The following is a 21469-nucleotide window of genomic DNA, read 5'->3' as shown; positions in this document are numbered from 1 at the left end:
GCTGGAAACTTTAGGGAAATCTGTATTGACCTATGATAACGCCCGGTTGCGCTGGCAGGCCGACCGGGCGTTGTCGTCGCTTCGTTGGCGCGCCTGCCTCCCTAGGAGTTGGCCGCCTGCTTCAGGGTGTCCAGGCACTCGCGGGCGTCGCGGTTCCAGGGCTCCAGGTGGATCACCTTGCCGTAGAAGGTCTCGGCCTCCTGCGGGCGGTCCAGGATGGTGCAGATCTTGCCGAGGCTCATCAGCGTCTCGACGTTCTTGGGCTCTTTTCTCAGCTGGTCGAGGTAGATGTTGATGGCGCCGTCGACGTCGTACCCCTCCACGAAGTAGAAGTCGGCCAGGTTCTTCTGGAAGGTGCTGTTGCCCGGCGCCAGTTGCGCCGCCTTCTCGTAGTGGGTGCGGGCGGCCTCGTTGTCTCCCTTGTCGTAGGCGAGCACCGCCAGGTCGTTGTGCGCCGGAGCGAAATCGGGGTAGTCGGCGAGGATGGCGACAAGCTCCGCCTCCGCCCCGGTCAGGTCCCCCTGCTGCACCAGTTCCTGCGATCTCTGGTAGCGATCCTCGACGGTCTTCTCGTCCTGTTCCGGATCCGTCGACGCCACCGCGGGACCGGCTTGCTGGTCCTGCCTCAGCTGCGAGAGTTGCTCGCGCACCACCTGGTTCCAGGGCTCGATCTCCAGGGCCCTCTGCAGGAAGGTCTCGGCCTCGCCGGGCTGCCCGACTCCCGCGCAGATGATGCCAAGGTTCAGCAGGGTCTCCACGTCGCGCGGGTTCTTTTCCAGGAGCTTCAGGTAGATGTCGATCGCCTCGTCGACCTGCCCGAGCTCCACGTAGAGGAGGTCGGCCAGGTTCTTGCGATAGACGGCCTCGTTAGGCTCCAGGCGCACCGCCTCGCGGTACTCCTCGAGTGCGCGGCTGCAGTCGCCCAGGCGGTAGCTGACGGCGGCGAGATCGTTGTGCGCCACGGCGTGCTGCGGGTAGCGCAGCAGGTGCTCCAGCAAGGCTGCCGCCGCCCCGTCCGCGTCGTCACCGGAGAGGAGGGGAGCAAGCGCCGCGTACGCCTCTTCCGCACTGGGGAGCGCGGCCGGGGTGGCGACCGGAGCGGGTCGTTGCACCGGGACGGCCTCCACGGCGACCGGCTCCGGCACCGGCCCCTGCACCGGCGCGGGGTCCGGCTGCGGCTGGGCCTGGACGCCCGTCGCGTTGGTGGCGATAAGTTTGAGCCCGGTGAATTCCTGGAGGTGCAGGAGGCGGAAACGCTCCGCCGCCTTGAGCAGGAACTCGCGCATGCCGTGGTTTGGATACCCCTCGGGGAGGAAGCCGATGCTGTCGTGCAGCTCCCTGCGCCAGAGCGGGTGCGGCGCCACCTCGGAGAGCTGGTCGAGTTGCTGGGGGGTATAGTCCGGCCAGATCACCTTGCCGTAGCTCGTGTGGCTGGCGAAGCTTTCGTGGGGAATCGCGGTAAAGCAGGTGTCGCCGTAGGCCAGCATGGCCGTCGGGGCCGCCTCCAGGGCGGCCGCCAGCTGCTGGTAGGCGTCGCGCCGCATGCGGTCGGTGGCGTCCACGATGGTGAGGTATCTCCCCCCGGCCATCCTGAGCGCCATGTTGACCGCCCGCCGCGCCGCCCCGGAGGGCACGCGCAGCAGCGAGATGTTGCCGTAGCGCTTCTGCAGGTCCGCCGCCACCGCCCATTCGCACTCATCCGACCCCTGGTCCACCAGGATCACTTCCATCCGGTCGGCGATGGTCTGCTCCATCAGGGCGGTCAGGCACTCCCTCACGTGGGACTCCCGGTTCCGGGTGACAACGATGGCTGAGACGAGCGGTCCATTGTCCACGACGGCGATGGCGCCGACGCTGGGGCGGGTAACTATCAGGCTCATTGAATTCTCCATTGTGCGGGTGGTGTGACGGCTTTGGTCGCTCCCGTGACGGTCCGTGGTCGAACCGAGGCCGATCGGGTTGGGAGAAGCAACTGGCATGCCAGAGGCGCCGGCCCCGGTCGAAGCGGCGCGGCGGCCGCACCGGGGAGGCGGCAGGGAGGCGGCAGGGAGGCGCCGGGCGCGCCTCTGGCAAGGGGGCCGCGCCCGGGAATGTGACAGCGCCGTGAGGGGCGCCGTCATGCCGTCAACTTTTTGAAAGGGGGCCGCAGGGGGGAAAGGTCAATTATCCGACAGTTCCCGTTCCAGGGTCATTTCGAGGGTCGTCAGGTGCGGATCGATGTCGTATCCGTACGGGTAGCCGTTGTAGTGGCAGGCGCTGGTGAGCGGGAAATACCGGTGCCGGAGCTGCCTGCACGGGAGCAGGATGCAGGGGTTGATGTAGGTGGGGGCGAACAGTTCGATCACGAGGGAGCGCTCCGGCATGAAGGCACAGTGCATCATCCCGGCGCCGTGCGGCCCGAGCAGGGTCTCCGCGTTGCAGGTATAGGAGAGCTGTTCGGAAAGCGACAGTTCCTCCAGGCGCAGCATGGTGAAGCCGAAGCGCTGCAGGAGCTCCAGCAGCCGCTCTTCGTCCACCACCTTCCTCATCGTTTCCGGGGCTCCGCCGTTGCGGGAGATGTAGAGGTGGCCGCTGCTTTTCCCGTTGGCGAAAAGGGAGCGGAAGACGGTCCGGATGCGGGTCCGTGCCGCGGTGCCGGCATCGTCGTGACCCGTTTGCCTCGGGAAGAGGCACAGGCACTGTAGATGGTAGTCGCACGCCTCCACCCGCCTGATCTGTTCCGGCCGGATCCCCAGCAGCAGCAGGGAGTCGGCGGCGAAGGGGGCAGGCGGGACCAGGTAGGTCCCGGTGAAGCCCTGCTCGTGAGCGCTGAGCGCCATGGGGAGCATCTCCATGCACCAGTGCCAGAAGTTGCCGCTCCAGTCGCCGAACAGGGGGAGGACCACGCCGTCGAGCGCCACCAGCGGCCGGTTTTCGTGATGCAGCAGCCAGATGAGGAGTTGGTCGTCGGCAAAGTTCAAGAACCTGTTGATGACGCGGTTTCCCTGGAGCGGGATACCTTCCTCCCCGAACAGGAACACGTCTTTGAACAGCAGCGGACCCTGGGGGATACTACAGCCGTTGAATACCTGGTACATTCAGTTGCCTCCGGGAAACGATAAGCCGATCATCCCGGGAGCAAAATCCGTTCCGGTCGCGGCGATGCCTGCCACCGATGTGGAACCGCCTCGACCTTTGAGTCTTTGAGCCTTTGAACGTAGAACGGTTTAGCTTTTATCCTCCGACCACGATCAGGAAGACGCCAAGGAGCATGATGATGGTGGAGACGATGCCGCCCTTCTCCTTGAACAGGTAGTGGCCGTAGAGGACGCCGAAGAGAAGGCTCAGGCGCTTGACCGCGATCATGTAGGCGACGTTGGTGAGGTTGACGGCAAAAACGTGGGTGAGGGCCTGGAGGGCGTAGCAGACGGCGGGGAGCACGACCGCCTTGGCCGTGCCGTTGCGCAGCGCGGGGCCCAGTTCGCCGCGGGACTTGTACAGGGCCAACGGAGTGAGGACGAGCACCAGGAGGGGAAGGTAGATCCCCGCGAAAAAGAGGGGGGAGGACGCGGCTATGGCGCGCTTGCCCAGGGTGGAGGTGACGCTGTAGATGGTGGCGACGCCGAGCATGCAGAGCGCCCCCTTCTCCCGGGCCAGCGCCTTCAGGGGCGCGAGGATGCCGGTTTCGCCCCTGCCGGTGTTGAGCAGGTAGCCTCCCAGGGCGATCAGCAGGATCCCGATTGCTCCGGTGGGTGAAATCCGTTCGCCCAGGAGGAGGTACGGCACCACCAGCAGCAAAAGCGGCGTGAGCGAGAGCAGCGGCAGGGTGAGCGAGAGCGGCGAGAGCTTGAGTGCCTTGGTGTAGAGGATGATGGCCACCGCCTCCAGCGGCAGTCCCGTGAAGATGCAGAAGTAGAAGTCGTCACCGATTTCCGGGATGGGTATGAAGGGGAGCGCGGCCAGGAACAGCGGCAGGGTGGGGGCAATGCGCAGCCAGGTGACCAGGTACTCGTTCCTGCCGGTCAGCGCGCGCTTGGTGGTCGCGTCGCTGGTGGCGAGGAAGAAGGCGGACAGAACTGTGAGCGGGAACCATAGCGGCGTCATGGCGTTAATGATAACGGAAAAGAAGCGGGACGCAGCTTTAATGTACCCGTCCCTTCACTTCGAGCATGTGGAGACCGCGGAGTATGCTGGCCATTAGCGCGACACGTGCCCTAACGTTCCCCCCTTTGCGAAGGTTCTTCTGGCAATTCCGGGGGGGCATTTAATCCATCCCCGGAATTCTCCCATCATCCCCTTTTGATGGTCCGAAAGAGCATAATTTTCGTCACTTCTGTTGACTGCAGCCGGAATCGGGGGCCTAATTAAAGACGTGAACCGAGGCAGTTAACCGTTCAGGGGAGGGCATCATGGGCAAGAACGTTTTGATCCCGTCGATTGAACAGAGGTTGCGCGGCTTGATGGAGGTTGGTCGCAGGAACCTGCACGAACACGGCTTCTCCGATCTGGAGCGGGCCAACCCTACGGTGACGCTGACCCGGGAATTTGGCTGCGAGGGGTATCCGGTGGCCGAAAGGCTGCAGGGCATCCTGGAGAAGCGCAGCGGCAAGCCCTGGGTGGTGATGGACCGGGCCCTGCTCGACGCCGTGGCCAAGGACCATAACCTCACCGAAGGGATTTTGCGCAACCTGGGCGCCAAGAACCGTTTCCTCGACGACATGCTCTCCACCTTCTCGCCGCGCTGGAAAAGCGACAAGGACTACTACCGCCTGCTCTGCCGCCAGATCGTGGCGTTGGCCATCGAAGGGAACGTGATCCTGGTGGGGAGGGGCGCTTCCATCCTGACCCAGAACACCGGCAACTGCTACCACTTCCGCATCATCGCGCCCATGACCTTCAAGGTGAAGGCGGTGGCGGCCCGCTGCGGGCTCTCCGCGGACCAGGCGCAGGATATGGTCATGGAGAAGCAGCACCAGCGCGATGCCTTCCTGAAGGATTTCCTGGGGCGCGAAATCACCGACCCGACTCTGTACCACCTGGTCTTCAACAACGCTCGCCTTTCGGCGCAGCGGATCGCGGAAATCATGGCCGACGTGGTCATGCCGCCGCCGAAGCGGGACTAGTCCAAGCCTTGCTTTGCTGTGCTCCCGGCCGTTTCCGAGGGAAGCAGGGTCACCAGCGCCACTTCGGGAGGGTTGTTGATGCGGATAGGGAACCAACTCTCCCCGAGGCCGCCGTTGACGATCATGGTGCTCTTTCCTTGGCGGAACAGGCCGTGATCCCACCTTGGCAGGTAACCCATGGAGGGGATGTAGGGGGCGCCGATCAAGGGGAGACGGATCTGCCCTCCGTGGGTGTGACCGACCAGCATCAGGTCCACGCCGGCCTGGACCGCCTGCGGGAAGGGATGCGGCGCATGGGCCAACAGCAGGCGTGGCTGCCGGGCATCGGTTCGGCTTAGCGCCTGCGCCAATCTGGCCCTTCCGGTCACCGGGTCGTCCACCCCTACCACCCAGAGCCGGTCCTCCCCCCTGCGCAGCGTCTCCGCTTCGTTGATCAAAACCCGGACCCCCGCCTGCACGAGGTTCGCGTTGACGTGCGGCGCCAGTTGCGCCCCCCACTCGTGGTTGCCGCTCACCGAGAACACCGGGCTCTTGGAAAAGAGGCCAATCCCCCGGATCAGCTCGAGGGCCGGGGTTATGCTCGGCGAAGTCCTCAACACCAGGTCTCCAGTGACGGCCACGAGGTCGAAGGACAAACCACGCAGGATCGCCAGCAGACCCTCGCCGCGCTCGCCGAACTCCTTGTCATGCAGGTCGGTGATATGCAGGATGGTGAAGCCGTGGAATCCTGACGGGAGGTTTTGCACCGGCACCCGGTAACGCCGTACCGCCACCGAAACCCTCTGGTAGTAGAGGTAGGGGAAGAAGGCGATTCCGCCGGCCAGGAATGCGCGTCTGCTGATAGCTGCCATGACCGCACCTCCGAAATCAGCCGGAGATTATACCCAAGGTGCCTCCAGGCTGCCATACACCCTGTAGGGGCGAATAATTATTCGCCCGCCTTTTACGCCCCTGACCCTGCTCGCCATCGGCGTCGGCGGGGGACGCTTTGGCTGGGCAAATATTATTTGCCCCTACAGCGGCAGGCTGATCCCGGCGAAGGTCGCGGCGCGCCGCCCCCCTCCTCTCGCCGACACCTTTTGACATCCCCATTGCCGGACGTTATCATGGCCCGGCTTGAAAAAGGGAGGGGCGATGGCTGATTTCGCGGTGAGCGAGGAAAAGAACCGCTGGCTTAAGGCGAAGATGGAACAACTCGGGGTCGCGGAGAAGGACCTGGAGGAGCGTTTCGTGCACGCTTCCGGGCGCGGCGGGCAGCACGTCAACAAGAGCTCTTCCTGCGTTTACCTGAAACACATTCCCAGCGGCCTCGAGGTGAAATGCATGGAATCGCGCAGCCAGTCGCTGAACCGGTTTCTGGCGCGACGGCTGCTGCTGGAGAAGATCGAGGGCGCCGGCGGTGGCATGACCAAGAAGGAATTGGCAGCGGAAAAGCTGAAAAGGCAGAAGGCTCGCAGAAAACGGCGCAGCGGCGCGAAATATGGCACCGATGCTGCAACTGATGCCGGACAGGGCCCGGAAACGGGGCCTGTGGCGTCAACTATTCGGAATGAGAGCCAATAATTTGACCGCTCTCCGCCGTGGAATCCCTTGAGGATTCAGGTGCTCGGGCGCCGCCCGCACCATAAAGGGCCGAAAAAATAAAGTTGACAAGGTAACGAGGGGAAGGGTATAAATTCCCAATATCCTCAATAAGACCTTTTGCAGACACCTTTAAATACCCCGAATTTTTTCTCATACCGAACCGGTACCGACACCTCAAGAATAAACTCAAGGTCACTTACTCACAGATCCTTTACACGATAGCGCTCGTCAGGCACGCCTCGCATGTTACCCATGCCGCATCGGTGAGACATTCCCATATTCCCAATCAGGCAATTTGCCGTTAGATCTATATTTGCGCCATATCAGGAGAACAGATGAACCTACAGGAACTTAAAGAAAAGAAAATCAACGATCTCACGGCCATTGCCAAGGCGTTGAACATCGAGGGGGCGTCCAGTCTCAGGAAGCAGGACCTGATCTTCGCCATCCTCAACGCCCAGACCGAGAAGAACGGCATGATCTTCGGCGAGGGGGTCCTCGAGACCCTGCCTGACGGGTTCGGCTTCCTGAGGGCGCCGGATTACAACTACCTGCCGGGCCCCGACGACATCTACGTGTCGCCGTCCCAGATCCGCCGCTTCAACCTGCACACCGGCGACACCGTTGCCGGCCAGATCCGGCCCCCCAAGGAAGGGGAGCGCTACTTCGCCCTCCTGAAGGTCGAGACCGTCAACCACGAGTCTCCCGAGGTCGCCCGCGACAAGATCCTCTTCGACAACCTGACCCCGCTCTACCCGGAAGAGAAGCTCATCCTCGAGACCACCCCGGACAACATGTCGAGCCGCGTCATGGAACTGGTCGCACCGATCGGCAAGGGGCAGAGGGGCCTGATCGTCGCTCCGCCGCGCACCGGCAAGACCATGCTGATCCAGAACATCGCGAACTCCATCGCGCTGAACCATCCCGAGGTGTTCCTGATCGTCCTTCTGATCGACGAGCGCCCGGAAGAGGTTACCGACATGCAGCGCTCGGTGAAGGGCGAGGTCATCTCCTCCACCTTCGACGAGCCGGCCTCCCGCCATATCCAGGTGGCCGAGATGGTCATCGAGAAGGCCAAGCGTCTCGTCGAGCACAAGCGCGACGTCGTCATCCTGCTCGACTCCATCACCCGTCTGGCCCGCGCCTACAACACCGTGATCCCGCCTTCCGGCAAGATCCTCTCCGGTGGTGTCGACTCCAACGCCCTGCACAAGCCCAAGCGCTTCTTCGGCGCCGCGCGTAACATCGAGGAGGGGGGCTCGCTCACCATCATCGCCACCGCCCTGGTCGATACCGGCTCCAAGATGGACGAGGTCATCTTCGAGGAGTTCAAGGGCACCGGCAACATGGAACTCCACCTGGACCGCAAGCTGGTCGAGAAGAGAACCTTCCCCGCCATCGACATCAACAAGTCGGGCACCAGGAAGGAAGAACTGCTCATCCCGCAGGCCTCTTTGAACCGCATCTGGATCCTCAGGAAGGTGCTCCATCCCATGAACGTGGTTGATTCCATGGAGTTCCTGATCTCCAAGCTGCAGGGGACCAAGACCAACCAGGCCTTCCTCGATTCCATGAGCAAGTAAAAAAGTGTTGAAATCTTGCAGTGAAGGTGCTATTTATGGCTACTTTCCGGCAAGAACATCAAAGTCAGATAACGGGGTGCGCCCCGCCAGGAGGAAGATATGAAAGAAGGGATCCACCCCAAGTACGAAGAAATTACCGTAAAGTGCCTGTGCGGTAACCAGTTCCAGACCCGTTCCACCAAAGCGGAGATCTCCACCGAGATCTGCTCGCAGTGCCACCCGTTCTACACCGGCAAGCAGAAGCTCATCGACACCGCAGGCCGCGTCGAGCGCTTCCGCAAGAGATACAACCTGGAGAAGTAGGCTTTCGCGGTTGCGAATCCGTTCGGAGGGGATTTTGTCTATGGCGAAATCCCCTTGTTTCGTTTTCTATGGCCCGATTGCAAAACAACGCAGCATGTGAAGGATCTTCATGAAGGTTGCCCTTCTGCAGCACACCCCCGATCCCGAGTTGACCATCGCCCTGGCCGCCCGGCTCTGCTATTCGTCGGCTGACATCGAGGCGCTCAAGGACAAGCTCTCCGGCGCTGACGTCAAAAAATTCCTGGACAAGATCATGTCGCTTGGGCACCAGTCGGTGCTGGAGCACGCCTCCTTCACCTTCGGTGTGGACGGGATCTCGCGCGTCACCAGTCATCAGCTGGTGCGGCACCGGGTCGCCTCCTTTTCCCAGCAGTCCCAGCGCTATGTTTCGCACAAGGAACGTTTCGCGGTGGTGACGCCGCAGTCCATCGCCGACAATCCTAAGCACCTGGAACTGTTCGAGGCCCAGGTTGCCTCGCTGCACGCGGCCTATGCCGCGCTGGTCGAGGCGGGTGTCCCGGCCGAGGATGCGCGCTACCTGCTCCCCAACGCCACCGAGACCAAGATCATCATCACCATGAACGCCCGGGAGCTTCTGCACTTCTTCGCCGTGCGCTGCTGCGAGCGGGCCCAGTGGGAGATCCGTGCCATGGCCATCGAGATGCTCCGTCTGGTGAAGCCGGTGGCGCCGACCGTTTTCGACAAGGCCGGCCCCGGCTGTCTGGCCGGCCCCTGCCCCGAAGGTGCCATGTGCTGCGGCAAGATGGCCGAGGTTCGGGAGTATTTCCGGGAGATGTAAAACATCCCCCTCCCTGTCCCTCCCCCTCCGGGGGCGGGGACCTAGCTCACCTTCATCTGGTAGTGGACGCGCGGCTCACTCTTTTCGAGGAGCGCCGCCCATGCTCCTCCCCCTGGAGGGGGGAGGTCGGGAGGGGGGAAGGCTTTTTGACCCTCAACACACGAGGTAATAAGTGTCAAAGATAAACATAGGCGGACAGGCGGTTCTGGAAGGCGTCATGATGCGGGCTCCGCGCTCGATGGCCATCGCGGTGAGAAGGCCCGACGGCGACATCTCGGTGAAGAGTGAGACGGTGATTCCGCTTTCCGAGCGTTTCCCCATCACCAAGCTCCCCATCGTCCGTGGAGCGGTGGCGCTTTTCTCGTCGCTCATCGTCGGCATCAAGGCGCTCAACTTCTCCGCCAACGAGGCGCTTGCCGAGGGCGAGGAGAAGGAAGAGATCAACAGCTGGGCCATCGCCGGCACCATGGCGGCGGCTTTTGGCTTCGGCATCCTGCTTTTCTTCATCCTGCCGCTTTACCTGACCAAGCTGCTCGTCCCGATCATCGGCGACTCCAACATCGTCTTCAACCTGGTTGACGGCGTGATCCGGGTCGCGGTGTTCCTGATCTACATCATCGGAATCTCGCGCATGAAGGACATCCAGCGGGTGTTCCAGTACCACGGCGCCGAGCACAAGTCGATCTTCACCTTCGAGGCGGGCGAGGAGCTCACCGTCGACAATGTCAGGAAGTACAGCTGTCTGCACCCCCGTTGCGGCACGAGCTTCCTGTTGATCGTCATGCTGGTGAGCATCGTGGTGTTCTCCCTGATCCCGAAGCTGTGGCCCTTCTACTTCAAGGCCGGCTCCAGGGTGATCCTGCTGCCGATGATCGCCGGTCTTTCCTATGAGGTCCTCAAGTGGACCGCGAAGCACGACAGCCACGCGCTGGTAAGGATGGTGATCGCCCCGGGCCTCGCCCTGCAGCGGCTCACCACCCGCGAGCCGGACGATTCCCAGATCGAGGTCGCCATCAAGTCGATGCAGGTGGCCCTCGAGCTGAACGGCGGCTTCAAGGACGACCGGCTGGTTGTTTAGCCGGGACGCGGGGCAGGGACGCCCTCACCCAGCCCTCTCCCGGAGGGCGCGGGATAGTGGCCACGCGCGGTTCCCGTACCTGTAGGGGCGAATAATCATTCGCCCGCCGTGCGGTGGAGCCAAATCTTTTCGATTGAATCAGGCCCCAGGGCCTTCTGAGGTGTTTTGCATGTCCATGTTCGACAAAATAGCAGATCTTGAAACCCGTTTCGGCGAGCTTGAATCGCTCCTTTCCGATCCCGAGGTGCTGGCGAACCAGGTCGAGTTCCGCAAGCTCTCCAAGGAGCACGCCGGCCTCACCGAGCTGATCGCGGCCTACCGCGAATACAAGAAGGTGCTCTCCGACATCGAGGGAAATAAGGAACTCCTGAAGGAGCCGGACCAGGAGATGCGCGAGATGGCACAGGCAGAGCTCGAGACCCTGGAGGAGCGCCGCGAGCAGCTCGAAGCCGAGATCAAGGTGCTCCTGCTCCCCAAGGACCCCAACGACGACAAGAGCGTCGTGCTCGAGATCCGCGCCGGCACCGGCGGCGACGAGTCCGCCCTCTTCGCGGGGGACCTGTTCCGCATGTACAGCCGCTTCGCCGAGACCAACCGCTGGAAGGTCGAGGTGATCTCCGCCTCCGAGTCCGAGCGTGGTGGCTTCAAAGAGGTGATCGCCCTGGTCGAAGGTGACGGCGTCTTTGCGAAGCTGAAGTACGAATCAGGCACCCACCGCGTGCAGCGCGTTCCCGAGACCGAGGCGCAGGGTCGTATTCACACCTCCGCCTGCACCGTGGCGGTCATGCCCGAGGCTGAGGACGTCGACATCGACATCAACCCGGCGGATCTCAAGATCGACGTGTACCGCTCCTCCGGCGCGGGCGGCCAGCATGTCAACACCACCGACTCCGCGGTCAGGATCACCCACCTCCCGACCGGCACCGTCGTTGCCTGCCAGGAAGAGCGCAGCCAGATCAAGAACCGCGCGAAGGCCATGAAGGTCTTGAAGTCCAGGATCCTGGACAACATCGTGATGGAGCAGAACGCCAAGATGGCCGCCGACCGCAAGAGCCAGGTGGGCAGCGGCGACCGCAGCGAGCGCATCAGGACCTACAACTTCCCGCAGGGGCGCATGACCGATCACCGTATCGGGCTCACCCTGTACCGTCTCGACTCCATCATGGCCGGCGACATCGCCGAGATCGCGGATTCCCTGCGCGCCCACTACCAGATGGAAGCCCTGCAGGCCCAAAGCGAAGGTATGTAATCAGGCTGTCCCGTGTCCACTGGCTCCACCGGGTCCACCGGGTCCACCGGGTCCACTGGGTCCACCGGGTCCACCGGGTCCACCGGGTCCACCGGGTCCACCGGGTCCACCGGGTCCACCGGGTCCACCGGGTCCATTGGGTCCATTGGGTCCATTGGGTCCATTGGGTCCACTAAGTCCAAGTAGGTTGCCATGACCACCAATCCCGAAAAGTGGGACGTTCTCAAAGTCCTGAATTGGACCAAAGGCTACCTTGCCGAGAAAGGCGTGGAAAACCCGCGCCTTGAGGCGGAGTGGATGCTGTGCGAGGCACTCTCCCTGGACCGGGTCGGGCTTTACCTCAACTTCGACAAGCCCCTTTCGGACGCCGAACTGGCCGCCTACCGCGCCCTGGTTGCGCGGCGCGGCAAGCGCGAGCCCCTGCAGTACATCCTTGGGACCCAGGAGTTCATGGGGCTCGAGTTCCGGGTCACCCCGGCGGTCCTGATCCCGCGCCACGATACCGAGGTGCTGGTGACCGAGGCGGCCAAGCGCGGAACCACCGCGCGGAGCATCCTCGACATCGGCACCGGCAGCGGCTGCGTGGCCATCGCGCTGGCCAAGGCACTGCCGCAGTCCGAGATCTGCAGCGTGGATGTCTCTGCCGAAGCCCTCGATGTCGCCCGCGGCAATGCCGAGCGCAACGAGGCCGCCGTGCAATTTTTCCACGGCTCCCTGTTCGAACCGTTTGCGGGACGACGCTTCGACATGGTAGTATCCAACCCGCCCTATATTCCCAATTCCGAACTGGCGACATTGCAGGCCGAAGTGCGCGGCTATGAACCGATGGGCGCGCTCGACGGCGGGGCCGACGGCCTCGACTTCTACCGGCGCATCGTGAGCGACGCCCCCGGCTACCTGAACCCCGGCGGCTGGCTGATCTTCGAGGTCGGTGCCGGCCAGGCCCCCCGGGTGCTGGGGCTTTTGAGATCCGGCGGCTTCCTCGGGGAAACCTTCACCCAGACCGATTCCGCAGGCATCGAGCGCGTGGTCGGCGGCAGGCTCGGAGGGTGACTGGCTCCGCCAGGTGCCTGTCCCCTTAGGGGCTGAGACATTTCCATCCGCCCTTCGGGGCCTTGAACAAAAGAACAGAGCACAGAGGTAACAGTGGAAAAACTGGTAATCAAAGGTGGCAACAAGCTCTCCGGAGAAGTGACCGTCAGCGGGTCGAAGAACGCCGCCCTCCCCATATTCATCTCGACCATCCTGGCACCCGGGTGCCACACCATCAGCAACGTTCCCTTCCTGAGGGACATCAACACCACCATCAAGGTGCTGGAGAAGCTGGGTGCCAAGGTCGACGGCCGCGGCAACGTGGTCAAGATCGACACCACCGACCTAAACAGCTGGGAAGCGACCTACGACCTGGTGCGCACCATGCGCGCCTCAGTACTGGTCCTCGGCCCGCTATTGGCCCGTTTCGGACAGGCCCGTGTATCGCTCCCCGGCGGCTGCGCTATCGGCGCACGTCCCATCAACCTGCACCTCAAGGGTCTTGCCGCCCTGGGCGCCGAGATCACCCTGGAGCACGGCTACGTCGAGGCGAAAGCCAAGAAACTGAAGGGCGCGCGCATCAACTTCGACATCTCGACCGTCGGCGGCACCGAACAGCTCCTCATGGCGGCTGCCACCGCGCAGGGTGAGACCATCCTCGAGAACGCCGCCCGCGAGCCGGAGATCGTCGACCTGGCCGACATCCTCACCAAGATGGGCGCCAACATCGAAGGTGCTGGCACCGACACCATCAGGATCAAGGGCGTCGAGCAGTTGACCGCCGCCGAGCACGCCGTCATGCCGGACCGCATCGAGGCCGGCACCTTCATGATCGCCTCGGCCATCACCGGCGGCGACATCAAGATCAAGAACATGCGCCTTGAGCATCTGGACGCCCTGACCTTCAAGCTGCAGGATGCAGGCGTGGAGATCATCAACAAGGACAACGTGGTCCGCGTCAAGGGCCCGAAAAAGATCCGCAACGTCAACATCAAGACCCGTCCCTACCCGGGCTTCCCGACCGACATGCAGGCGCAGTTCATGGCGCTCATGTGCATCGCGGAAGGTGCCAGCGTGATCTCCGAGAACATCTTCGAGAACCGCTTCATGCACGTCTCCGAGCTGCTGCGTTTCGGCGCGGACATCATCTGCGAAGGGAACAGCGCCACCGTGAAGGGCGTCAAGAAGCTCTCCGGCGCGCCGGTGATGGCGACCGACCTCAGGGCCTCCGCCTCGCTGATCCTTGCTGCCCTCGCCGCCGACAATACCAGTGAGATCTCCAGGATCTATCACCTGGACCGCGGCTACGAGAACATCGAGAAGAAACTCGCCGGTCTCGGCGCCGATATCGTCCGCGTCCCGGATGTTGATGCGCCGTAGCTTTCGTAATTCAAGTTGATCACCTCTCCCCTGATGAGAGGGAAACAGCACAGGCGTCCCCTCCCCCGGAGGGGGAGGGCTAGGGAGGGGGGCACCGCAAGCTTCCCCCCTCCCATCCTCCCCCCTCCGGGGGGAGGGGCCCATCGCAATCAGTAAATGCCATACTCCCACGGAGTTTTTAAAATGACCGACTACGTTACCATCGCCATCCCTAAAGGCCGCATCCTGCAGGACTCCGTCGCCCTGTTCAAGAAGATCGGTATCGACTGCGAAGAACTCCTCTCCGACACGCGGAAGCTGGTCTTTGAGAACCACGAGCAGAAGATGCGCTACATGATCGTGCGTGCCACCGACGTCCCCACCTACGTGGAGTACGGCTGCGCCGACCTCGGCATTGTCGGCAAGGACACCCTGATGGAGGCGGAGAAGGACCTCTACGAGCCGCTGGACCTGAAGTTCGGCTACTGCCGCCTCATGGTTGCCGAGCCGGTCGAGCTCTCCAGCAAGGACGATCCCTCCGCCTGGAACAACATCCGCATCGCCACCAAGTACCCCAACGTCACCGAAAAGTATTTCGCGGCCAAGGGAATCCAGGTCGAGCTGATCAAGCTCTACGGCTCCATCGAGCTCGCCCCGCTGGTCGGCCTCTCCGAGCGCATCGTCGACCTCGTCTCCACCGGCGAGACGCTGAAGCAGAATGGGCTGGTGGAGGTCGAGACCATCGCGGAGATCACCTGCCGCCTGATCGTCAACCGGGCGAGCCTCAAGACCAAGCACGAGCGCATCTCCAAGATCATCGAAGGGCTCGAGCAGCATATTTAGTAGCAGAAGGGACAGGCTCCGTCAGGTGCCTGTCCCTCTAGCGGAACGCTCCATTCCGCTGCAGCCATGTTACCCAAGCTCTAAGGGGACAGGCACCTGGCGGAGCCAGTCCCCCTCCCACTGCCCCCTTTGCAAAAGGGGGGACGCAGCAATCTTTGAATTTTATTGTCATGAATCGCGAGGTTAAAGATGCAGTTCCTCGACATTAGGGAAGCAGATTTTCAGGCGAAGTTCGATGCCATTGTAGAGCGGGGCGAGGAGTCGGGACGCGAGGTCGAAGAGGTGGTGCTCGGCATCATCTCTGACGTGCGCAAGCGCGGCGACGAGGCGCTTCTGGAGTACACCCGCCGTTTCGACAGGGTGGAGTGCGACGCGGCCGGCCTGGAGATCACGGAGCAAGAGTTCGCCAAGGCGTTCGCCCAGGTGAACGAGAAGGACCTCGCGGCGCTGAAGCACGCCGTCGAGCGCGTCGCCCGCTACCACGAGAAGCAGAAGCAGCAGACCTGGCTTTCCACCGAGGAAGCCGACATCATGCTGGGCCAGAAAGTGACCCCGCTCGCCAAGGTGGGCATCTACGTTCCCGGTGGCAAGGCCTGCTACCCCTCCAGCGTCATCATGAACGCCGTTCCGGCCAAGGTTGCCGGCGTCGGCGAGATCGTCATGGTCGTTCCGACCCCGGGCGGCGAGACCAACGCCCACGTGCTGGTGGCCGCCAGGCTTTCCGGCGTGGACCGCGTCTTCAGGATCGGTGGCGCGCAGGCCGTTGCGGCACTCGCCTACGGCACCGCCACCGTCCCCAAGGTCGACAAGATCACCGGTCCGGGCAACATCTACGTCGCCACCGCGAAGAAGCTGGTCTTCGGCCAGGTCGGCATCGACATGATCGCCGGCCCGAGCGAGATCCTGGTCATCAACGACGGCAGCGGCAACCCCACCCACATTGCGGCCGATCTCCTCTCCCAGGCCGAGCACGACGAGCTTGCCTCCTCGGTCCTGATCACCACCGACCGGGCTTTCGGCGAGAAGGTGGCGGCCGAGGTGGAGCGCCAGTTGAAGGAGCTCTCCCGTGAGGCGATCGCCCGCAAGTCCTGGGAGTCCTTCGGTGTCATCATCGTGGCCGGCAACCTGGAAGAGGCGATCGCCTTCTCCAACCGCATCGCGCCGGAGCACCTGGAACTTGCCGTGGAGAATCCCTTCGAGATCATGCCGCTCATCACCAATGCCGGCGCGATCTTCATGGGGCACTACACCCCGGAGGCCTCCGGCGACTACCTGGCCGGCCCCAACCACACGCTCCCGACCGGCGGCACGGCGCGCTTCTTCTCGCCGCTGTCGGTGGACGACTTCGTCAAGAAAAGCTCCCTCATCTACTTCACCAAGGGCGGCCTGCAGCGGGTCGGTAAGGACATCGTCCGGATCGCAACGCTGGAAGGGCTGGAGGCGCACGGCAAGTCGGTCAGCTTCAGGCTGGAAAGCTAGTTTGAAATTCATTGCGGCTTGATCATCTAATTCAAGGAGGCGGCATGGCCCGGTCGGCAAACATCGAACGCATCACCAAAGAGACGCAGATCAAGCTCTCCCTCGAAATCGACGGCAAAGGCGAGGCGCAGATCTGCACCTCCGTTCCTTTCCTGGACCACATGCTGGACCTTTTCGCAAGGCACGGCCTCTTCAACCTCAAGGTCGAGGCGCACGGCGACATCGACATCGACTTCCACCACACCGTCGAGGATATCGGCATCGTCCTTGGGACCGCGTTCAAGGAAGCGCTGGGCGACAAGTGCGGCATCCGCCGCTACGGCCAGGCCACCGTGCCGATGGACGAGACGCTCGCCAGCGTCGCCACCGACCTCTCCGGCCGTCCCTACCTGGTCTACAACGTCCAGCTCCCCAAGGTGAAGATCGGCGATTTCGACGTCGAGCTGGTGCGCGAGTTCTTCCAGGGCTTCGTCAACCACTGCGGCGCGAACCTCCACATGAACGTGATGTACGGCGACAACGTGCACCATATCGTGGAAGCCTGCTTCAAGGCCGCCGCCCGCGCGCTGGACATGGCGACGCAGATGGATGCGCGCATCGAAGGGGTCATGTCCACCAAGGGCAAGCTGTAGAGAACATACAAGATCAGCAGCGGGCACCGGACAGGGTGCCGGAAGGATAGATAGATGATCGCGATCATAGATTACGGCATGGGGAATCTCCGCTCCGTGCAGAAAGGGTTCGAGAAGGTCGGCTGCGAGGCGGTCGTCACCTCCGATCCCAAGGTGCTTCTGGACGCCGAGCGCGTCGTGCTCCCCGGGGTCGGGGCCTTCCGCGACTGCATCAGGAACCTCGAGGAAGGCGGCTTCGTGGAGCCGATCCTCAAGGTGATCAAGGAAGGCAAGCCGTTTCTCGGCATCTGCCTCGGGCTGCAGCTTCTCTTCACCGAGAGCGAGGAGTTCGGCATCCACAAGGGGCTGGACGTGATCCCCGGCAAGGTGCTCCGTTTCCCGGAAGGGATGGAGCAGGCGGGCGAAGCACTGAAGGTGCCGCACATGGGTTGGAACCAGCTCGACATCAAGCGCCCCTCGCCGCTGTTCAACGGCGTCGACAACGGCTCCAACGTCTACTTCGTGCACTCCTACTACGTGAAGCCCAACGACGAGAGCGTGGTGGCGGCGACCACCAATTACGGCATCGACTTCTGCGCCGCCATCTGGCGCGACAACGTGGTGGCCGCCCAGTTCCACCCGGAGAAGTCCCAGGACAAGGGGCTTGCCATGCTGAAGAACTTTTCGCAGATGAAATAATCCCCGCCCGCCTGGGTGCCTACTTCCCTCCCCCGGAGGGGGAGGGTCAGGGAGGGGGCTGTTCGAGCTTTTATAGCTTCCCCCCACCCGGCCTCCCCCCTCCGGGGGGAGGAGATATGAATGACTGAGGATTAAAATGATCATTATTCCGGCAATAGATCTGAAGAACGGCTGCTGCGTCCGCCTGGAGCAGGGGCTGATGGAGAAGGACACCGTTTTCAACGATGATCCGGGCGCCCAGGCTGCCGAGTGGCAGCGCCAGGGTGGCGAGATCCTGCACATCGTCGACCTGGACGGCGCCTTCGCCGGCGAGCCCAAGAACCGCTCCGCCATCGAGTCCATCGTCAAATCCGTCACCATCCCGACCCAGTTGGGTGGCGGCATCCGCGACATCGCCACCATTGAAGCGTATCTGTCGCTGGGCATCGGCCGTGTCATCATCGGCACCGCCGCGCAGAGAAATCCCGCTTTCGTGAAGGAAGCCTGCGCCAAGTTCCCCGGCAAGATCGTGGTCGGCATCGACGCCAAGAACGGCATGGTCGCGGTCCAGGGGTGGGCCGAGGTGACCGGCATCACGGCCACCGAGCTCGCCAGGCAGTTCGAGGGGGACGGCGTCTCCGCCATCATCTACACCGACATCAGCCGCGACGGCATGATGCAGGGGCCGAACATCGAGGCGACCAAGGCGCTGGCCGAAGCCATCAACATCCCGGTGATCGCCTCCGGCGGCCTCTCCTCCTTGAAGGACATCGAGAACCTGATCGCGATCGAGTCCTCCGGTGTCACCGGTGTCATCACCGGCAAGGCCATCTACTCCGGCGCCATCAACCTCGCCGAAGCCATCGCACTGACCAAGAAGCAGTAGCGGGAGTCCCGGCGGTAGCACCTACCCCACCCCTGACCCCTCCCGCGAGGGGAGGGGGAATAAGTTGTCCGGAGTTTTCAGATGCTTACTAAAAGAATCATCCCCTGCCTCGACGTTAAAGGGGGACGGGTAGTAAAAGGTGTCCAGTTCCTGGGCCTGCGCGATGCGGGCGACCCGGTCGAGATCGCCGAGCTGTACGACCAGCAGGGCGCGGACGAGTTGACCTTCCTCGATATCACCGCATCCTCCGACGAGCGCGACATCATCATCGACGTGGTGCGCAGGACCGCCGAGCGCGTCTTCATGCCGCTCACCGTCGGCGGCGGCGTCCGCACCGTCGACGACATCCGGCGCCTGTTGAACGCCGGTGCCGACAAGGTCTCCATCAACACGGCGGCGGTGCATCGTCCCGAGTTCGTGAACGAGGCGGCGGAGCGGTTCGGTTCGCAGTGCACCGTGGTCGCCATCGACGCCCGCTCCCGCGCCACCGGCGGCTGGGAAGTCTACACCCACGGCGGCCGCAACCCAACCGGCATCGACGCGGTCGAGTGGGCGCAGCGCATGGAAGAACTGGGCGCCGGCGAGATCCTGCTCACCAGCATGGACCGTGACGGCACCAAGGACGGCTACGACCTGCCGCTCACCCGCGCCGTGGTCGACGCGGTCAGCATCCCGGTCATCGCCTCGGGCGGGGTCGGCGGCCTCTCGCACCTCTACGACGGCTTCACCCAGGCCGGCGCCAGCGCCTGCCTCGCCGCATCCATCTTCCACTACCGCGAGTACACCATCGAGGAAGCCAAGACCTATCTCCGCGAGCGCGGCGTGCCGGTCAGGCTGTAGCCACCTCCTGTCGCCGTACCTGTAGGGGCGAATAATCATTCGCCCCCCTTTGCCGCCTCACCGTTTCAGTTGGCGGGGGCTGTGGCCGGGGCCGCTGCGGCTGGGCAAATAATTATTTGCCCCTACAACGAATGCACGAACCTTCCTCTCCCTGCGGTCGAACCTGTAGGGGCGAATAATCATTCGCCCTTCTCGCTCTCGCCACGAAGAGGATTTCATTCTTCCAGAGGAGCTCACGATGGAAACCCCCAAAGACGACATCATCGCCGCGGTCTACCGCGTGATCCAGGAACGCAAGGCCAACCCGAGCGAAAACTCCTACACCGCGAGCCTCATGGCCAAGGGAATCGACAAGATCCTCAAGAAGCTGGGCGAGGAGGCGACCGAGGTCGTCATCGCCGGCAAGGGGGGCAAGCGCGAGGAGATCGTCTACGAGACCGCCGACCTTTTCTTCCACAGCCTGGTCCTGCTCGGCTTCTACGACATCGACCCTGAAGAGGTCTACGCGGAACTCAGACGCCGCTTCGGCATGTCCGGCATCGAGGAGAAGAACTCCCGCGTCGGCTAGGGCTCGTTCCACAATGTTACAAATGCCTTGACAAAAAAGACCGCGATGGTATATTGCTGGTTCCTTGAATAATGTCTGCCGGCCCGTACCCACACAAGTCGTAAATCTAGCTAGAGAAGGGGGGGGAATATGAATGCCGGGAGTAAAGGTAAAAGAAACTGAACCGTTTGAGCTTGCGCTCAAGAAGTTCAAGAAGCAGTGCGAGAAAGCCGGAATCCTTTCTGAGGTCCGCAAAAGAGAGCACTACGAGAAGCCGAGCATCAAGAAGAAGAAAAAGGCCATTGCCGCTCGCAAGCGCGCTCTGAAAAAACAGCGCAAGATGGTCGACTAAGAAAGAGGGTTTCATGCAACTGAGGGAGAGACTCAACGCGGAACTGAAGGAGGCGATGAAAAGTCGCGATACCTTGCGCTTATCTACCATCCGCATGGTACTCTCCTCGGTGAAAAACCGCGATATCGAACTCAGGCGTGAACTGAACGATAGCGAGATCACCGAAACCATCGTTACCCTCTGCAAGCAGCGCAGGGAATCCATCCGACTCTTTAAGGAAGCAGGCAGGCAGGAGTTGGTGGATAAGGAGGAAGCGGAGCTCGCGCTCCTGATGGGCTACCTCCCCCAGCAGCTGACACGGGAAGAGCTGGCCGAACTGGTGGCGAAAGTCATCGCGGAAGTCGGCGCTACCGGCGGCAAGGATATGGGCAAGGTCATGAAGGCCATCCAGCCCCAAGTCGCCGGCCGTGCAGATGGCAAACTGGTGAGCGAAGTTGTGAAGGAAAAACTCGCATGATCAATGCCCCCGGGACCAACTCCCGGGGGACCTTGCGGGTTTTGGGTGTCATGAGTAGGGGCGAATCGCAGCGATTCCCCCTTCTTTTGCTTTGTGGCTAGTGACCAGGTGTTTGCATGATCCTTCTTGACATCCTTATCTGGGTCGTATTGCTTTTCTTTGTGGCGAAGGGTTTCTCGAAGGGGTTGGTGCGTGAGGCTTGCTCCCTGCTTGGCCTCGTCACGGGCGGCTGGGCCGCTTTCCGATACTATTCCACTCTCAGTCTGGGGATCAGGCACTTCATCAACCTCCCCCCGCAGGTCGCGCAGCCGCTGGCGTTCCTCCTTATCTTCATGCTGCTCGGCATGCTTTTCTATTTCCTCGGTCATCTGCTCACCGTCGTTTTGAAAGTCATGCTCCTGGGCGGGATCAACCGCGCCGGCGGGATCGTCTTCGGTTTCCTCCAGGGGGGCTTCATCCTCTGCGTGCTCCTCTATCTGGCCACCACCAAGCCGATGCCGGAGAAGGTGAAGGTCTGGATCCACGGTTCCAAGACCGCGGCCGCGTTCGCCTCGACGGGAGGGGATATAGCTGCCGGCTGGGAAGGCGCCATAGCCCAGCACAGGGAAACCAGGGACGCCGCGGAACCCGTGGAAAAAAAAGAAGTAAAGGCGCCGACTCCACACGGAGCGCATAAGAAATAAGGAT

Annotated in this window: 24 protein-coding genes; 19 read left to right on the top strand and 5 right to left on the bottom strand. The window is 62.5% G+C overall.

Annotated features, from left to right (window positions below; all coding sequences use genetic code 11):
* Positions 1-101 precede the first annotated feature (101 nt).
* From KOL99_RS00885 to KOL99_RS00875, 3 genes are all read right to left on the bottom strand, one after another.
* Positions 102-1880, bottom strand: coding sequence for a tetratricopeptide repeat protein (locus KOL99_RS00885; protein WP_216508577.1), 1779 nt, complete (start codon positions 1878-1880; stop codon positions 102-104).
* 279 nt (positions 1881-2159) lie between these two features.
* Positions 2160-3077 carry a glycosyltransferase family 61 protein gene (locus KOL99_RS00880; RefSeq protein WP_216508576.1) on the bottom strand — a complete coding sequence of 306 codons (918 nt, stop codon included), beginning with the start codon at positions 3075-3077 and terminating at the stop codon, positions 2160-2162.
* Positions 3078-3213: 136 nt separating this feature from the next.
* Positions 3214-4083 (bottom strand): EamA family transporter, encoded by an 870-nt coding sequence (locus tag KOL99_RS00875; protein ID WP_216508574.1) that lies wholly within the window; start codon positions 4081-4083, stop codon positions 3214-3216.
* A gap of 305 nt (positions 4084-4388) precedes the next feature.
* Between KOL99_RS00875 and KOL99_RS00870 the strand changes: the two genes are divergently transcribed.
* Complete coding sequence (locus KOL99_RS00870; protein WP_216508572.1) at positions 4389-5102, top strand: cytidylate kinase-like family protein; 714 nt, start codon at positions 4389-4391, stop codon at positions 5100-5102.
* Here the strand turns inward: KOL99_RS00870 and KOL99_RS00865 are convergent.
* Positions 5099-5953, bottom strand: a complete 855-nt coding sequence (locus KOL99_RS00865; RefSeq protein ID WP_216508570.1) for a metallophosphoesterase — start codon at positions 5951-5953, stop codon at positions 5099-5101. The two genes, KOL99_RS00870 and KOL99_RS00865, sit on opposite strands and share 4 nt — an antisense overlap.
* A 283-nt stretch (positions 5954-6236) precedes the next feature.
* Here KOL99_RS00865 and KOL99_RS00860 point away from each other — a divergent pair, with 283 nt between their 5' ends.
* From KOL99_RS00860 to prfA, 6 genes are all read left to right on the top strand, one after another.
* Complete coding sequence (locus tag KOL99_RS00860) at positions 6237-6665, top strand: peptide chain release factor family protein (protein ID WP_236025732.1); 429 nt, start codon at positions 6237-6239, stop codon at positions 6663-6665.
* 356 nt (positions 6666-7021) lie between these two features.
* Positions 7022-8269, top strand: a complete 1248-nt coding sequence (gene rho / locus KOL99_RS00855) for a transcription termination factor Rho (protein ID WP_135869296.1) — start codon at positions 7022-7024, stop codon at positions 8267-8269.
* A gap of 99 nt (positions 8270-8368) precedes the next feature.
* Complete coding sequence (rpmE, locus tag KOL99_RS00850; protein ID WP_183349277.1) at positions 8369-8572, top strand: 50S ribosomal protein L31; 204 nt, start codon at positions 8369-8371, stop codon at positions 8570-8572.
* Between the two features lie 109 nt (positions 8573-8681).
* Positions 8682-9371: an FAD-dependent thymidylate synthase gene (thyX, locus tag KOL99_RS00845; protein WP_216508568.1), complete on the top strand. Its 690-nt coding sequence runs from the start codon at positions 8682-8684 to the stop codon at positions 9369-9371.
* A gap of 172 nt (positions 9372-9543) precedes the next feature.
* On the top strand, positions 9544-10449 hold the full coding sequence (locus KOL99_RS00840) for a DUF1385 domain-containing protein (protein WP_216508566.1): 906 nt from the start codon (positions 9544-9546) through the stop codon (positions 10447-10449).
* A 175-nt stretch (positions 10450-10624) separates the two neighbouring features.
* Positions 10625-11698, top strand: a complete 1074-nt coding sequence (prfA, locus tag KOL99_RS00835) for a peptide chain release factor 1 (RefSeq protein WP_216509375.1) — start codon at positions 10625-10627, stop codon at positions 11696-11698.
* Here prfA and KOL99_RS00830 read toward each other — a convergent pair.
* Entirely contained in the window at positions 11656-11844 is a 189-nt protein-coding gene (locus tag KOL99_RS00830; protein WP_216508565.1) for a hypothetical protein, read from the bottom strand. The genes prfA and KOL99_RS00830 overlap by 43 nt on opposite strands.
* Before the next feature lie 46 nt (positions 11845-11890).
* On the opposite strand from KOL99_RS00830, the gene prmC reads away from it, so the two are divergent.
* The 12 genes from prmC (at position 11891) to KOL99_RS00770 (ending at position 21465) form a co-directional block, all read left to right on the top strand.
* On the top strand, positions 11891-12751 hold the full coding sequence (gene prmC / locus KOL99_RS00825; protein WP_216508563.1) for a peptide chain release factor N(5)-glutamine methyltransferase: 861 nt from the start codon (positions 11891-11893) through the stop codon (positions 12749-12751).
* Between the two features lie 93 nt (positions 12752-12844).
* Positions 12845-14110 carry a UDP-N-acetylglucosamine 1-carboxyvinyltransferase gene (gene murA / locus KOL99_RS00820; protein WP_216508561.1) on the top strand — a complete coding sequence of 422 codons (1266 nt, stop codon included), beginning with the start codon at positions 12845-12847 and terminating at the stop codon, positions 14108-14110.
* A gap of 183 nt (positions 14111-14293) precedes the next feature.
* Entirely contained in the window at positions 14294-14932 is a 639-nt protein-coding gene (hisG, locus tag KOL99_RS00815; protein ID WP_216508559.1) for an ATP phosphoribosyltransferase, read from the top strand.
* A 189-nt stretch (positions 14933-15121) separates the two neighbouring features.
* On the top strand, positions 15122-16411 hold the full coding sequence (gene hisD / locus KOL99_RS00810) for a histidinol dehydrogenase (RefSeq protein WP_216508557.1): 1290 nt from the start codon (positions 15122-15124) through the stop codon (positions 16409-16411).
* Positions 16412-16455: 44 nt separating this feature from the next.
* Positions 16456-17043 (top strand): imidazoleglycerol-phosphate dehydratase HisB, encoded by a 588-nt coding sequence (gene hisB / locus KOL99_RS00805; protein ID WP_216508556.1) that lies wholly within the window; start codon positions 16456-16458, stop codon positions 17041-17043.
* 54 nt (positions 17044-17097) lie between these two features.
* The gene (hisH, locus tag KOL99_RS00800) at positions 17098-17721 is read left to right on the top strand and encodes an imidazole glycerol phosphate synthase subunit HisH (RefSeq protein WP_216508555.1); all 624 of its coding nucleotides are present in this window, start codon (positions 17098-17100) and stop codon (positions 17719-17721) included.
* A 136-nt stretch (positions 17722-17857) separates the two neighbouring features.
* Complete coding sequence (gene hisA, locus KOL99_RS00795) at positions 17858-18586, top strand: 1-(5-phosphoribosyl)-5-[(5-phosphoribosylamino)methylideneamino]imidazole-4-carboxamide isomerase (protein ID WP_216508554.1); 729 nt, start codon at positions 17858-17860, stop codon at positions 18584-18586.
* 81 nt (positions 18587-18667) lie between these two features.
* Positions 18668-19426: an imidazole glycerol phosphate synthase subunit HisF gene (hisF, locus tag KOL99_RS00790; protein WP_183349255.1), complete on the top strand. Its 759-nt coding sequence runs from the start codon at positions 18668-18670 to the stop codon at positions 19424-19426.
* A gap of 238 nt (positions 19427-19664) precedes the next feature.
* Positions 19665-19994, top strand: a complete 330-nt coding sequence (locus tag KOL99_RS00785) for a phosphoribosyl-ATP diphosphatase (RefSeq protein ID WP_216508553.1) — start codon at positions 19665-19667, stop codon at positions 19992-19994.
* A gap of 133 nt (positions 19995-20127) precedes the next feature.
* Positions 20128-20325, top strand: coding sequence for a 30S ribosomal protein S21 (gene rpsU / locus KOL99_RS00780; protein ID WP_183349251.1), 198 nt, complete (start codon positions 20128-20130; stop codon positions 20323-20325).
* A 13-nt stretch (positions 20326-20338) separates the two neighbouring features.
* A complete protein-coding gene (locus KOL99_RS00775) occupies positions 20339-20782 on the top strand; it encodes a GatB/YqeY domain-containing protein (RefSeq protein WP_216508552.1) in 444 nt (147 codons plus the stop codon).
* Positions 20783-20898: 116 nt separating this feature from the next.
* A complete protein-coding gene (locus tag KOL99_RS00770; RefSeq protein WP_216508550.1) occupies positions 20899-21465 on the top strand; it encodes a CvpA family protein in 567 nt (188 codons plus the stop codon).
* The last annotated feature ends 4 nt before the right edge of the window (positions 21466-21469 follow it).

It is taken from the genome of Geomonas azotofigens, from assembly GCF_018919395.1.
Classification (GTDB): domain Bacteria; phylum Desulfobacterota; class Desulfuromonadia; order Geobacterales; family Geobacteraceae; genus Geomonas; species Geomonas azotofigens.
This window is presented reverse-complemented; position numbering and strand designations above follow the sequence as displayed.